Genomic DNA, 13,303 nt, shown 5'->3' with positions numbered 1-13,303 from the left:
GGGCCGGAGCCAGGGCGGGTAGGTCCAGAAGTGCCGGGGGCCGGATGCTCGGAGGGAGGTGGGGCCGCGGGCGGAAGTGAGAAGTCGGGGAGCGTGGGTGTCGGAGGCGGTCCGGGCGGCACCGGTGGTCCGGGCGGCACCGGTGGTCCAGGCGGTACCGGTGGTCCGGGCGGTACCGGTGGCGGTGGGCAGTCCGTGGCGAGGACGACCGTCGGGGTGTCGTCGCCGTCCGAGGGCCCGGTGGCCGGCCGGGCGGTCGCGTAGCGGTCGGCGCCGCACACGCCGCAGTAGCGGTCTCTGTCGTCCAACGGCTCGGCGCAGCCGGGGCAGAGGGAGATCCTGTCGAGCTGCGGCATCGTCACACCCAAGTCCTGGGGCGGAGGCGGTTGGCGCGTTCCACCCAGTCGATCCTCTCCTCGCGGCCGGACGCCAGTCGGGCCAGCAGTCGGCAGGCCTGTTCCAGGCCGAGCCGAAGTCCCGTCTCGTCCAGCGGGCAGCCGAGCAGGGGGGCCGGCCGACCGTCCCGGCCGGCGGGCTCGCCGTGCCGGCCGGCGAGTACCCAGTCCAACGCGGCGCCCAGTACTTCGGTCACCAGGCGCTCGCGGCGCCGGGCGTCGAGGCCGAGTCGGCGCAGCCGCGTCACCCGTTCGGCCGCCGCGTACAGGTCGGCCGACATCGGCTCGTCCGGCGCGCGCCCGCGAAGTCTCGCACGGACGGCGGCGACCTGCGCTGAGACATGGTGAATGGACGCCGCCGGGACGGACTCCAGTGCGGCCACCGCCTCCGCCCGCCGCCCGGCCGCCAGCAGCACCCGGGCAAGGCCGAACGCGGCGCTGACGTGGTTCGGGTCGGTCGTCCAGACGAGCCGGAAGTAGTCGGCGGCGGTGTCGAGTTGGCCCAGCGCCTCCGCGCAGACGGCCAGCGCCAGCTTGGGCGCCGTCTCCCCCGGGAAGGCGTCGTACACGGCGTCGAAGGCGTGGGCGGCGGTCTCCTGGTCGCCTTCGGTGAGGGCGGTCAGGCCGCGGTGCCAGATGACGCGCCAGTCCTCGGGGTGACGCTCGACCAGCTCCGCCAGAGTGGCGGCGGCGTCGCCGGAACGGCCCGCGCCGAGGTCGAGTTGGGCGCGCAGGCGGCGCAACCGGAGTTCGACGGAGCCGGCGGGGGCGGCCTCCAGCGCGGTCAGCACGTCCTCGGGCGACGCGCCGCCGAGACCGGTCAGGAAGGCGGCGTTCGGGTCGTTCTCGTCGACCCGGGGGAGCGGCAGGGCCAGCGCCGTCTCCCGGAATCGCGGTGCCGCGAGCGCCGCACGGCCCGGTCGGCCGCCGACGGCCGGGGGTGGCACGGCTCCCCGGACGGCCGTGGCACGGCGGCGGAGTAGTCGCCGCGTGGGCCGTGCCCGGGAGCCGAGCGCGGAGGCGTCGCCGCGCGGGCGGGCCAGGAGTTCGGTGTCCACGACCGTCGTCTCCGGGGCGAAGAGCGTCGACACGGCGGGCTGCGGTTCACCGGTGTCCAGCGCGACGACCTCCCGCAGCACACCGGTCAGTTGCTCGGCCATCTCCTCGGCGGAGGTGAACCTGCGGCGCGGGTCGGGCTCGGTGGCCCGCACCAGCAGCCGGTAGAACGACTCGTAGCGCTGGAACACCTCGACGTGTTCCGGTGCGGGAAGGGTGTCGACGAAGATGTTGGTGTAGCCCCGGAAGTCGAAGGTCAGTACGGCCAGGGTGCGTGCCACGGTGTACAGATCGGAGGCGACCGAGGGGCCGAGCTCGGCTACCTCCGGCGCCTGGTAGCCGACGGTGCCGTAGACGGCGCCGTCGGGGTCGTCCGTCCGCCGTACCGCGCCCATGTCGATCAGCTTGAGCTGGTGGTGCTGCTGGATGGCGTTGTCGACCTTGAAGTCGCAGTAAAGCAGGTTCCGGCTGTGCAGGTAGCCGAGCGCTTCCAGCGCCTCGATGCCGTAGGCGCAGGCCTGCGCGACGGGCAGCGGGTCCCGGCCGCCGCCGGGCGCGCGCCGGTCGTTGGCGATGTCCTTCAGGGACTTGCCGCCGACGTACTCCATCACGATGTAGCCGTCGCGGGTGCCGGTGCGCGGGTCGAGGTGCTCGACGAAGTTGTAGACGCGCACGATGCTGGCGTGCTCGATCTGGGAGAGGAAGCGGCGCTCGGCGATGGCCGCCGCCATGGCGTCCTCGTCACCGGTGTCCAGCAGGCCCTTCAGCACCACCCAGCGCCGGTCCAGGGGATGGTCGATCGCCAGGTAGATCCAGCCGAGGCCGCCGTGCGCCAGGCAGCCGACGATCTCGTACTGGCCGCCGACCATCTCGCCGGGGCGAAGTCGGGGGATGAAGGAGTAGGGCCGGCCGCACCTGGTGCAGAAACCCTCGGTCCGGCCGGGTTGCCCGTCACGGGAACGCCCCACCGGGCCGCCGCACTCGGGGTTGCCGCAGAACCGCTTGCGTTCGGGGACCCGCGGGTCCTCCAGCACGGCGGACGCGGGGTCGGGCCCAGGCACTTCGGGCACGCTGACCAGCCCGGCGCCGAGCCGCTTGCGGGACGGCGCGGAGCCGGTGTCCCGCCGGGAACCGCGCATGGAGATGCCGGAGACCGCCGACAGCCCTCCGGTCGAGCCCGTCGAGCCCGTCGAGCCGGTCGAGCCCGTCGAGCCCGTCGAAGGCCCGGGGCCGGCCGTCGGCCGCCGGCCGGAGAGCAGTGCCGCCGTGGCGAGACCGGTGGCCCGCGAGGCGATCACACCGTCGGGTGAGACGTCAGGCGGGAAGCCGCACACGTCGCAGTACAGTTCGCCGTCGCCGAAGTCCTCGAAGGCGCCCGGGCATTCGGGCCGTTCGCAGTCGGGCCGCTCGGGTCCGGCGTCGATCCCGGTGGTGCTCATCGCTCCCGGCCTCCCGTCCGGTCCGCCGGATCGGGCCGGGGAGCCAGTGTCTCGACGGCCGTGCGCTGGTACCGCAGCACGGCGGACTCGGCCGCGCGCAGGTCGCAGGGGGCGCTCCACAGCAGTCGGCGGGCCACGTCGTAGCGCTCGGCGAGGAACGGGTCGTCGGCCAGGCCGTGCTCGGCGACCTTCGCCCGGTACGCGTCGAGGCGGCCGCGCAGTTCGGCGCGGACCGCGAGCGGGGCGGTCACCGCCGACAGCGCTTCGCGCGCTCGCCGCAGTTCGTCCTCGGCGCGCTGCTCGAGGCTGTCCAGAAGCGGGGAGAGCCGGTGCCACTGGGCACGTCTGCGGTACTCGGCGGCCGCCGCCAACTCCTCGTACAGCGCGGTCGGCGGGCCGCTGACGGCCGGCACGTCGAAGGAGGCGATCTTCGCCAGTACCTCTCCTCGCGCGGTGCGCGCCTCGGCGAGGGTGCGGTCGGCGCGGGAGAGCACGTCACGCAGCCGGGCCAGCCGCTGTTCGGCGTCCTGCCGCACGCCGAGCACGGCGTCGATCTCCCGCCGCACGTCCTCCAGTGCCCGGGCCGCCCGGTCGTAGCGCACGGTGTCCGGTCGGCCGCTGCCGGGGACGCTGCTGCCGCTCTCCGGGAGCCAGAAGGCGAGCGGGTCGCTGATCACCTCGGCGCGCAGCGACGTGAGTTCGGTGGTGATCTCGGCCAGGTCGTCGCCTGCCGGGTGCTCGCCGGGGCGTACGCCGACCGAGCCGGCGAGCGAGCGGATGCGCTGGAGTTCGGCGGCGAGCAGGTCTATCCGCGCCGGAAGCGCCGACCAGACGGAGTCGGCGGCGACGACCACGTCCAGGGCCCGCGCGTAGCCGGCGTTCATCCGCTCGACCAGCGCCTCCAGGCTCAGCCGTTCGGCGAGCCGGCCGCCGGCGGGGCCCGACGTGCCGCCGGAGACGGTCACGCCCTCGCCCCGCAGCAGTGCCGTCAGCTCGACGAGTTCGTCCCGGTTCGGCCAGCGACGGCGGCCGCGTATCTCGCGCGCCCGCGCCAGAGCCCTGCCGTAGGCGTCGAACTGCGTCCACAGCAGCGTGACGGTGTGCTCGGCGCTGGCCCACCGGTGCCTGGTGGTACCGGTCAGCTCGGCGCCTTCCAGCAGTCGTCTGCCGGCGTGGTCCTGGAGGGAGAGCAGGGACGACTCGATCGCCTCCCGCTCGGCGGTCAGCCGCGCCAGTGCGCGGTCGGCCTCCTCCCGGCTCATCACCGACGCGGCGGGTCCGGGGGACCCCATCGATCACCTCGCTGCTCTCGTCTCGGACAGGTCCAAAGGTCCAACTCGTCTGCCGCCCCGCGTGCCGCGGGCGGCCGCTCAGTCCCGGTAGGCGGGTTCGGGCGGGGCAGGTGGTTCCTGGGCCATCACGTCACCGAGCCGCAGGTCGTACGAGCGGCGCCACTGGCTTGTCGCGCCACCCGACCGGTAGCCCTCGAGCACGTGGTTGACCCGCCGCACCAGGTCCTCGTCGGAGAGGTTCATCGCCACACCGTACGGCTCCTCGGTGAGGGCCCCGCCGACCAGGCGTACGGACGGGTCCTGCGCGGCCAGCCCGGCGGCCAGCGCGTTGTCGGTCATCACGCCGTCCACCTCGCCGAGTTGCAGTCGGACCAGGCAGTCGAGCTGGTTCGCCACGGTCACCACCTCGGCGCCCAGCTTGTGGGTGGCCATCAGGCTCTCCCCGGTGGAGGTCTTGGCCGTGCACAGCGTCCGGCCGCGCACGCTCGGGTCGTAGCCGGTGATGGGGGAGTTGTGCGGTACGAGCAGCTGCTGGGTCACCACGAAGTAGGCGGTGGAGAACGCCACCTGCTTCGCCCGTTCGCAGTTGATCGTCATCGTCCGCACGACGAGGTCCACCCTTCCCGCGCGCAGTGCGGGGATGCGTTGGTCGGTGGCGATCGTCCGGTAGACGATGTCGGGCTTCGGGCCGAGCAGGTCGCGGGCGATGGCCTGCACCAGGTCGATGTCGAAGCCCTCCAACTCGCCGGTGCGGGGGTCGCGGTGGCTCCACCGGTAGCTGTTCTGGTCGACGCCGACGATGAGGTGGCCGCGCTGCTTGACGCGCCGGACGGCGGGGCCGTCGGCGGTGGAGGGGCGCAGGCTCGCCGCCGGGTCACCGCCGTCGGCGCAGCGCTCGGGTCGCGGTGGCGGGAGTGTGCGGTCGGCCGGTCCGCTGTGCGGCAGGCTCCGTTCCTCGGCGACGGCCCGCGACACGACCTGTGGGTCTGCGGGGGCGGGCCCGCCGCCCGGTCCACCGAAGGGCGCCGAGCCGCCGGCCAGTACGGCCAGAAGTACCAGTGCGGCCGTCGCCCCCGCGTACCACGGATTCCGGCGCGCCCGCCCGTCCGCCGTCCGTCTGGGCTCCCGCATCGCCCCCGCCCTTCCGCTCCGGTTGTCGTTCACCGGTACTCCGCCAGTCGTCGTCCGATGCCGAGTACCGCGCCGGCCGCGCCCAGCAGGGAGAGTGCCGCCGCGCCCGCCGCGAGGGGGGCGAGCGCGCGGTGCGCGCGTTCGGCGGCGGCGGTGAACTGCCGCTGCTCGTGGTTGATGGCCTGCCGCAGCCCGGCGTCGATCCGGTCGAACGTCTCTCCGGTGCTGTCGCGCGGGCCGATGACCATGGCGACGGCCTCCGCGTACTTCCCGCTGCCCTCCAACCGGCGGACGGTGGCGTGCTGTTCGTGCCAGGTGGCCGCGTCGCGGCGGGCCGCGCCGGCCAGCCGTCGGCCCTTCCCGTCCTCCGCCTGCTCGACCGCCCGGGCGAGCAGGCCGCCCTCGGCCGCCTGCGGGTCCGCGCCGGCCAGGCGCCGCATCTGCCGCTGGTAGGTCTTCTCGTAGTTGTCGCGACTGCCGCGCGTCACCATCGCCATCGCCTCGTCGCCGCGCGCCTGGAGGGCCGAGACGAGCGCGGCGTTGAGGGTCTGTAGGGAACGCGCGGCGTCCCGCTCGGCGCGGTCCAGGTGGTGGCGGGCGAGCAGGTGTCCGCCCGCCGTCCACAGCAACAGCAGTACGGCGACGGTGGTGGCGGCCAGCAGCCCGCGGTTGAAGACGCGGTTGGTGCGCAGGTAGTGGCGTCGCTGCGCGGCGAGCAGCGCCAGTACGGCTGCCACGCCGAGCGCGAGGGCGGCCCAGGGGAACGCGTGCGCGTCGCGCTGGTCCCGGCGGAACTGCTCGGACTCCGCGGCGTAGAGTGCGCTCGCCGCGGGGAGCAGTTCCTCGTGCATCAGCCGGTCGGCGTGTCGCAGGTAGGCGCCGCCCACCGGAAGCTCCTGCCGGTTGTTGGCGCGGGCGGTCTCCACCAGCCCCGTGTACACCGACAGCCGCCTGTTCAGCTCGGCCAGCCGCTGCCGCGCCTCGGGCGAGCGCTCACCGGCGGCGGCGGCCTTGGTGATCTGCCGGGCCGCGTCGCCGATCCGCTTCTCGTACCGTTCGCGCACCTCGGGGGTCTCCTCGCCGCCGGCGAGGAAGCCGGCCGCCGCCGTGGTGTTGGCGTCGGCCAGCGAGCGGTAGATCAACGCGGCGTTGGCGCTGAGCGGTTGACTGCCGTGGATCACCGAGTGCGTGCTGTCCGCCCGCTCGGCGGCCTGCCAGGCGGTGAGCGCGCCGAACGCCAGGAGGAGCGCGACGAGTACCGCGCCGAGCGCGCGCAGGCGACCCGGCTCGGTGACCGCCGCCGCGCGCAGCCGCCGGGCGTTCTCCCGCCACGCGGGGCGCCGCGGCGGCGGCTCTGCGCCGCCGGCGGCGACGTCCGCCGACGGCAGGACCTCGGCCGTCGGCGCGACGACGGCCTGCTGCGTACCGGACACGGTCCCTCCCCCTCCTCACCGCTCGGTCGGGTGCCCGGGCCGTGCCGCGCGTCCGCGACCGGTGGTGCCCCCGGCCAGCAGTATGGCCGCCCCGGCGCCGGACCACACCGGTTACCGCCGGATCATCGCGCCGACCCGGCCGCGCGACCGCCCCTTCTCACGCCGACGGACCCGTCCCCGGCCTGGGGAACGGGTCGCGCCGAGGGGCTCGCCGCCGACCGCGCGCGAAGGGCGGCCGCACAGAGATGTGGCCCGGTCTCAGGCCGGTGTTCGGCCGTCGATCCGGGCCAGCGCGTCGTCGGCACCGTAGGGCTGTAGGTAGGGCATCCAGCGCGGGTCGCGGTGCCCCGTGCCGATGATGCGCCAGGCCAGCCCGGTGGGCGGCGCGGGCTGGTGACGCAGCCGCCAGCCCAGCTCGGTGATGTGGCGGTCGGCCTTGACGTGGTTGCACCGCCGGCAGGCGGCGACGACGTTGTCCCACACGTGCTGACCACCCCGGCTGCGCGGGATCACGTGGTCGACACTGCTGGCGGCACCACCGCAGTAGGCGCAGCGCCCGCCGTCCCTGGCGAACAGCGCGCGCCGGGTCAGAGGGACGGGGCCCCGGAAGGGCACCCGTACGAATCGCTTGAGCCGGACCACGCTGGGTGCGGGTATGGCGCAGGTGGCACTGCGCATCAGGGCGCCCGAGTCCTCAAGGCTGACCGCCTTGTCGTTGAGGATGAGGATGAGCGCGCGACGGAGCGGTACGACGCCGAGCGGCTCGTACGACGCGTTGAGGACCAGGACATGCGGCACGGTGCCTCCTCCTACGTCTGCGGCGCGTGGCTCGCGCCGGGACGATCTCCCCTCAGTGTGTCCTCGCCACGCCCTCGGGTGCCACCACGATCGGGCAACGAACTGTGCGTGTTTTGGACCACACTCCCGGTATCCCCCGTTCGGGACCTGCTCACATCCGGACAGGACCACCGGTTTCCGCACCTCTTCGCGACCTAGGGTGTCGCCGTGGACACGATGCAGGACGCACAGGTGCGGGCGCAGGACGCGGCGGGTTGGGTGCGGAACAACTGGGAGGTGTGGCTGGCGGCCGGGCTGCGGATCATCCTGATTCTGGTGATCGCCCTGGTGCTGCGCACGGTCGTGCGGCGGACGATCACCCGGTTGATAGCGCGGATGAACCGTTCGGCGGAGGCGACGAACAGTCCGCTCGGCGGTCTGCTGGTCAACGCCGAGCGCCGTCGGCAGCGCTCGGAGGCGATCGGCTCGGTGCTGCGCAGCGTGTCGTCGTTCCTGATCCTCGGGACGGCGGCGCTGACGATCCTGTCGGTCTTCGAGATCAGCCTGGGGCCGCTGCTGGCCAGTGCCGGTGTGGCCGGTGTGGCGCTGGGCTTCGGCGCCCGCAACCTGGTGACGGACGTGCTTTCCGGCATGTTCATCCTGCTGGAGGACCAGTACGGCGTCGGGGACCGGATAGACGTGGGCGACGTGACCGGCGTGGTGCTGGAGATCGGGCTGCGGGTGACCAAGCTGCGCGGCGACGACGGCGAGGTCTGGTATGTGCGCAACGGCGGGATCGCGCGGGTGGGAAATCTGAGCCAGGGCTGGGCCACCGCGAACGTCGACGTGGAGGTGCGGGCCGACGAGGACCTGTCGAAGGTCCGGGCGGCCGTCGCGGGGGCCGGGCAGGCACTGGCCGCGGAGAGCCCGTGGGACGAGCGGCTGTGGGGCTCGGTCGACGTGCTCGGCCTGGACTCGGTGTCGCTGGACACGATGGTGCTGCGGGTGTCGGCGAAGACCATGCCGGGGGAGGCCAAGGGCGTCGAGCGGGAGCTGCGGCTGCGGATCAAGGAGGCGCTGGACGCGCTCGGGGTGCGGCTGGTCGACGCCGAGGGCGTGGAACTGGAGAAGGTGGAGCGGTCGGTGGCGGCGTCGCTGAGCCGGCGGGGCCCGGCTGCGGCGGACGGTCGCTAGCCGGCGCCCGGCGGGGGCCGGGTCGTCGACGCGTTGACGTGGTCGGCGGACCGGCCTACTGTCTCGACGACAGGAAAGGTTCCTAACAGTTCTCGCGGGGTGAAGGCTCGCGGGGTGAAGGGAGGAAGCGTCGATGTCCGCTACCACTCCCGGCACTCCCAGGGTGCTGCGGGCGATGAACGACCGGGCCGCGCTGGAACTGCTGCTCCGGCACGGCCCGCTCTCCCGGACGAGGCTCGGCACGCTCACCGGCCTCTCCAAGCCCACCGCATCCCAGCTGCTGGCCCGGCTCGAGGCCGCCGACCTGGTGCTGGCCACCGGCACCAGCAGCGGCCGTCCCGGGCCGGGCGCCCAGCTCTACTCGATCAATCCCGCCGTGGCCCGGGTGGCCGGCGTCGACGTCACCGCCGCCCGCATCCGGGCGGCGGTCGCCGACGTCACGGGCCGTACTGTCGGCACCTTCGAGCTGCCCACCCCCGGCGGGCCGCGGCAGTCCTCGGCGGCCGAGCGGGTGGTGGCCGCGGTGGACGGCGCCGCCAGGGCGGCCGGTCTGGCCCGCGCCGACCTGCACCGCGTTGTCATCGGCACGCCGGGCGCCTTCGACCCGCGCACCGGGCGCCTTCGCTACGCCTCCCACCTGCCCGGATGGCACGCCCCCGAGCTACTGGAGGAGCTGGCCGCCGCGCTGCCGATGCCGGTCGACTGCGAGAACGACGTCAACCTCGTCGCCGTCGCCGAGCAGCACGGCGGCGCCGCGCGCGGACACGACGACTTCGTGCTGCTGTGGGCCGAGGAGGGCGTCGGCGCGGCCCTGGTCTTCGGCGGTCGGCTGCACCGGGGCTCCACCGGCGGTGCCGGCGAGGTCGGCTTCCTGCCCGTTCCCGGCGCGCCCCTGGTCAGAGGGGTGGCGCGGACCGGGGGTGGCGGCTTCCAGGAGCTCGTCGGCGCCCGGGCGCTGCGCCGCCTCGCCCACGAGCTGGGGTTGCACACCGATCCGACCGTGCGCGACGCGGACGCCGTGGCCGCCTTGCTGCGCCGAGCCGTCGGATCCTCCGACGCCGATGCCGACGCGTCGGCATCGGCGGAGCTGCTGCGCCGCGCGGCCACCGGCATCGCCACCGGTCTCGCGGCGATGGTGGCGGTGCTCGACCCGGAGCTGATCGTGCTCTCCGGCGGCCTGCACCTGGCCGGCGGAGAGGTGCTGCGCGAGGCCGTCCAGCGCGAACTCGTCGAGCTGGCCGCGCCCCGCCCCCGGGTCGTGCTCGGCCACGTCACCGACGGCCCGGTCCTGGCCGGCGCGCTCGCAGGCGCGCTGATCACCACCCGGGACGAGGTGTTCGACACCAACCGCTGACCCGGCACGCACACCCCGCACGACCCGACACGCCGGTCCCGACCAGGTACCGGCACCCGACACAGGCAGGAGTCAGACGAGCGATGAAGCTCACGGTGGTGGGCGGCGGCTCCACCTACACCCCGGAACTGATCGACGGCTTCGCCCGGCTCAGGGACCGCCTTCCGATCGAGGAACTGGTCCTGGTCGACCCGGCGACCGACCGCCTCGAACTCGTCGGCGGCCTGGCGCGGCGCATCTTCGCCCGTCTGGGGCACCCCGGCACGATCACCACCACCGCCGACCTGGACGCCGCCGTCGCGGACTGCGACGCCGTCCTGCTCCAGCTGCGGGTGGGCGGCCAGGCGGCCCGGCAGCAGGACGAGACCTGGCCGCTGGAGTGCGGCTGCGTCGGCCAGGAGACCACCGGCGCCGGTGGTCTGGCGAAGGCGCTCCGCACCGTCCCGGTCGTCCTGGACATCGCCGACCGGGTGCGGCGCGCCAACCCCGACGCCTGGATCATCGACTTCACCAACCCCGTCGGCATCGTCACCCGGGCGTTGCTGGAGGCCGGACACCGCGCGGTGGGCCTGTGCAACGTGGCGATCGGACTGCAGCGCCGCTTCGCCGGTCTGCTGGGCGTCGAACCGGGCGAGGTCCACCTCGACCACTACGGGCTGAACCACCTCACCTGGGAGCTGGGCGTGCGGCTCGGCGGCCCCGGCGGCATGGACGTACTGCCCGGGCTGCTCACCGAGCACAGCGAGCACATCGCCGCGGAGCTGCGGTTGCCGAAGGCGCTGCTCAACCGCCTCGGCGTGGTGCCCTCCTACTACCTGCGCTACTTCTACGCGCACGACGAGGTCGTGGAGCAGCTGCGCGAGCAGCCGTCCAGGGCGGCCGAGGTCGCCGCGATGGAGAGCGAGCTGCTGCGTCTGTACGCCGATCCGGCGCTCGACGAGAAGCCGGCTCTGCTCGCCAGGCGCGGGGGCGCCTACTACTCGGAGGCGGCGGTCGCCCTGGCCGCGTCACTGCTCGGCGGCGCGCCGGCGGGAGGGGCCGCGGCCGATTCGGTGCAGGTGGTGAACGTGCGGAACGACGGCACGCTGCCGTTCCTCCCGGACGACGCCGTCGTCGAGGTGCCGGCCCGGATCAGCCCGGACGGCGCCCGGCCGCTCCCCGCTCCGACGATCGACCCGCTGTTCGCCGGTCTGATCGCGCACGTCACCGGCTACGAGCGGCTGGCGCTGGAGGCGGCGCTGCACGGCGGGCGGGACCGGGTCTTCAGGGCGCTGCTCGCCCACCCGCTGATCGGCCAGTACGACCGGGCCGAGGCGCTGACCGACCGGCTGCTCGCGCACAACAAGGACCACCTCGTATGGGTGTGAGCGGTGTGAGCGGCGTGAGCGGCCGGGCGGTCCTGGCGGTCGACGGCGGAAACAGCAAGACGGACGTGGTGGTCGTCGGGCTGGACGGCCGGGTACTCGGCGCCGCCCGGGGCGACGGTTTCCAGCCGCAGAGCGTCGGCGTCCGGGCGGCCGTCGAGGCGCTTGACCCGCTGCTGCGTTCCGCCCTCGCCGCGGCCGGGAACCCCGCGGTCACGCAGGTCACGGGCGCTCTGGCGGGCGCCGACCTGCCGCAGGAGGAGCGTCTTCTCACCGAGGCGCTGGCCGCGCGCGGCTGGGGGGCGCGCACCGAGGTCGTCAACGACACCTTCGCCATCCTGCGCGCGGGGCTGCCGGACGCCCCGGGCGGGGGCGCGCCCGCGACAAGCGGTGTCGCCGTGGTGTGCGGGGCGGGGATCAACTGCGCCGGGCGCCGCGCCGACGGCCGGGTGCACCGCTTCGCCGCGCTCGGCGAGCTCTCCGGCGACTGGGGCGGGGGCGGCGGCCTGGCCAGGGCCGCACTGTGGCACGCCGCCCGCGCCGAGGACGGCCGGGGCCCGGACACCGAACTGGCCAGGGCGCTTCCCGGGTACTTCGGGCGGGAACGGGTCGAGCAGCTCGTCGAGGCGTTCCACCTCGGCGGGCTCGACCCCTGCCGCAGGTACGAGCTGACGCCGGTGCTGTTCGAGGTGGCCGCGTCCGGTGATCCGGTGGCGCACCGGCTGGTCGAGCGGCAGGCCGAGGAGGTCGCGCTGCTCGCCACGGTCGCCCTCACCCGCCTGGAGCTGCTGGGGGAGCCCACGCCGGTGGTCCTCGGCGGCGGCGTACTGGCGGCCCGCCATCCGCAGCTGCACGAGGGTGTGACGCGGCGGCTCGCCGAGCGTGCGCCCAGGGCGGAACCGAGGGTGATCGAGGTCCCGCCGGTGGTCGGCGCCGCGCTGCTGGCACTGGACGGCGTGGGCGCGCCGCCGCCCGCGTACGCCGCCCTGCGCGCCCACCACCGCGTGTGACGCCTCGCACGCTCGGGGGGCGGGCCGCGATGCGGCTGGAGTCGTGGGCATAGCCTCACTCCGTGTTGGCCGCGCTGTACACCTCGTCCCCCGCCCTGTCTTCCGCCACTCTGGCGCCGGGTCTCTTCCTGCTGCTCCTGGGCTGCGCGGTGTTCGTCGGCAGCTCGGTGCAGCGCGTGGCGGGCCTCGGCTTCGGCCTGGCCGCCGCGCCCGCGCTGGTACTGCTGCTCGGCCCCGTGGACGGGGTCACCCTCGCCAACTGCGCGGGCGTGGTCATCAGCGGCATCGGGCTGACGGCGACGTGGCGGCGGGTCCGGCTGCGGGCGATGGTGCCGCTGGTCGCGGCGGCGGCCGTGACCGTGCCGCTGGGGGCGTACACCGCGCGGACGCTGCCGGAGCCCGTGCTGCTGATCAGCATGGGCGTGGTGGTGACAGCCGCCGTGCTGTTCATCGTCTCCGGCTACCGGACCGCCTCGCTGCACGGCACCTCGGGCGCGCTCGCGGCCGGCGCGGCCAGCGGCTTCCTCAACTCCTCCGCCGGCGTCGGCGGCCCCGCCGTCTCGCTCTACGCGATCAACGCGGGCTGGACTGCGCGCGAGTTCCTGCCGAACGCGCAGTTCTACGGGCTGGTGGTGAACCTGATCTCGATCGGCGCGAAGGGGATGCCGGAGCTGAGCGGCACCGCCTGGTCGCTGTGCGCCGCCACGATGGCCGCCGGGCTGCTCGTCGGCCGCCTGCTGGCGTCCCGGCTGCCCGAGCGCGGCGCGCGGGCCGTGCTGCTCGGCCTCGCACTGGCCGGCGGGCTGGTGACGACCCTCAAGGGCCTGCTCGCGCTGTGACCCCTTGACATCAACTTGA

The 13,303-nt window shown here is 74.6% G+C and carries 10 protein-coding genes; 5 read left to right on the top strand and 5 right to left on the bottom strand.

Features of this window, described 5'->3' with window-relative positions; genetic code table 11:
• Positions 1–358: 358 nt before the first annotated feature.
• The 5 genes from FNX44_RS03600 to FNX44_RS03580 form a co-directional block, all read right to left on the bottom strand.
• Positions 359–2,890, bottom strand: a complete 2,532-nt coding sequence (locus FNX44_RS03600; RefSeq protein ID WP_143646453.1) for a serine/threonine-protein kinase — start codon at positions 2,888–2,890, stop codon at positions 359–361.
• On the bottom strand, positions 2,887–4,182 hold the full coding sequence (locus FNX44_RS03595; protein ID WP_143646452.1) for a coiled-coil domain-containing protein: 1,296 nt from the start codon (positions 4,180–4,182) through the stop codon (positions 2,887–2,889). The genes FNX44_RS03600 and FNX44_RS03595 overlap by 4 nt, the downstream gene beginning before the upstream one ends.
• 78 nt (positions 4,183–4,260) lie before the next feature.
• A complete protein-coding gene (locus FNX44_RS03590; protein ID WP_143646451.1) occupies positions 4,261–5,313 on the bottom strand; it encodes a glutamate ABC transporter substrate-binding protein in 1,053 nt (350 codons plus the stop codon).
• 29 nt (positions 5,314–5,342) lie between these two features.
• Positions 5,343–6,746, bottom strand: coding sequence for a GlnX family signal transduction membrane protein (locus FNX44_RS03585; RefSeq protein WP_323369043.1), 1,404 nt, complete (start codon positions 6,744–6,746; stop codon positions 5,343–5,345).
• 258 nt (positions 6,747–7,004) lie between these two features.
• Positions 7,005–7,544 carry an HNH endonuclease gene (locus tag FNX44_RS03580; RefSeq protein ID WP_143646450.1) on the bottom strand — a complete coding sequence of 180 codons (540 nt, stop codon included), beginning with the start codon at positions 7,542–7,544 and terminating at the stop codon, positions 7,005–7,007.
• A 216-nt stretch (positions 7,545–7,760) separates the two neighbouring features.
• On the opposite strand from FNX44_RS03580, the gene FNX44_RS03575 reads away from it, so the two are divergent.
• The 5 genes from FNX44_RS03575 to FNX44_RS03555 all read left to right on the top strand — a co-directional run bounded on the left by FNX44_RS03575 (position 7,761) and on the right by FNX44_RS03555 (position 13,284).
• Complete coding sequence (locus FNX44_RS03575; protein WP_143646457.1) at positions 7,761–8,717, top strand: mechanosensitive ion channel family protein; 957 nt, start codon at positions 7,761–7,763, stop codon at positions 8,715–8,717.
• Positions 8,718–8,850: 133 nt separating this feature from the next.
• On the top strand, positions 8,851–10,071 hold the full coding sequence (locus tag FNX44_RS03570) for an ROK family transcriptional regulator (RefSeq protein ID WP_143646449.1): 1,221 nt from the start codon (positions 8,851–8,853) through the stop codon (positions 10,069–10,071).
• A gap of 83 nt (positions 10,072–10,154) precedes the next feature.
• Complete coding sequence (locus FNX44_RS03565; protein ID WP_143646448.1) at positions 10,155–11,438, top strand: 6-phospho-beta-glucosidase; 1,284 nt, start codon at positions 10,155–10,157, stop codon at positions 11,436–11,438.
• Complete coding sequence (locus tag FNX44_RS03560; protein ID WP_143646447.1) at positions 11,429–12,445, top strand: N-acetylglucosamine kinase; 1,017 nt, start codon at positions 11,429–11,431, stop codon at positions 12,443–12,445. The genes FNX44_RS03565 and FNX44_RS03560 overlap by 10 nt, the downstream gene beginning before the upstream one ends.
• Before the next feature lie 110 nt (positions 12,446–12,555).
• Complete coding sequence (locus FNX44_RS03555; RefSeq protein WP_407699157.1) at positions 12,556–13,284, top strand: TSUP family transporter; 729 nt, start codon at positions 12,556–12,558, stop codon at positions 13,282–13,284.
• Positions 13,285–13,303 lie beyond the last annotated feature (19 nt).

The sequence above is a fragment of the Streptomyces alkaliterrae genome, assembly GCF_007097205.2.
GTDB lineage: Bacteria > Actinomycetota > Actinomycetes > Streptomycetales > Streptomycetaceae > Streptomyces > Streptomyces alkaliterrae.
Note: the sequence above shows the minus strand (reverse complement) of the source record. Positions and strands in the feature narration are given on the sequence as shown.

Excerpts from the sequence above, each read along its gene's own strand:
- FNX44_RS03560 (WP_143646447.1), top strand. The coding sequence starts at position 11,429 with ATGGGTGTGAGCGGTGTGAGCGGCGTGAGCGGCCGGGCGGTCCTGGCG.
- FNX44_RS03590 (WP_143646451.1), bottom strand. The coding sequence starts at position 5,313 with ATGCGGGAGCCCAGACGGACGGCGGACGGGCGGGCGCGCCGGAATCCG.
- FNX44_RS03570 (WP_143646449.1), top strand. The coding sequence starts at position 8,851 with ATGTCCGCTACCACTCCCGGCACTCCCAGGGTGCTGCGGGCGATGAAC.
- FNX44_RS03600 (WP_143646453.1), bottom strand. The coding sequence starts at position 2,890 with ATGAGCACCACCGGGATCGACGCCGGACCCGAGCGGCCCGACTGCGAA.
- FNX44_RS03575 (WP_143646457.1), top strand. The coding sequence starts at position 7,761 with ATGCAGGACGCACAGGTGCGGGCGCAGGACGCGGCGGGTTGGGTGCGG.
- FNX44_RS03565 (WP_143646448.1), top strand. The coding sequence starts at position 10,155 with ATGAAGCTCACGGTGGTGGGCGGCGGCTCCACCTACACCCCGGAACTG.
- FNX44_RS03595 (WP_143646452.1), bottom strand. The coding sequence starts at position 4,182 with ATGGGGTCCCCCGGACCCGCCGCGTCGGTGATGAGCCGGGAGGAGGCC.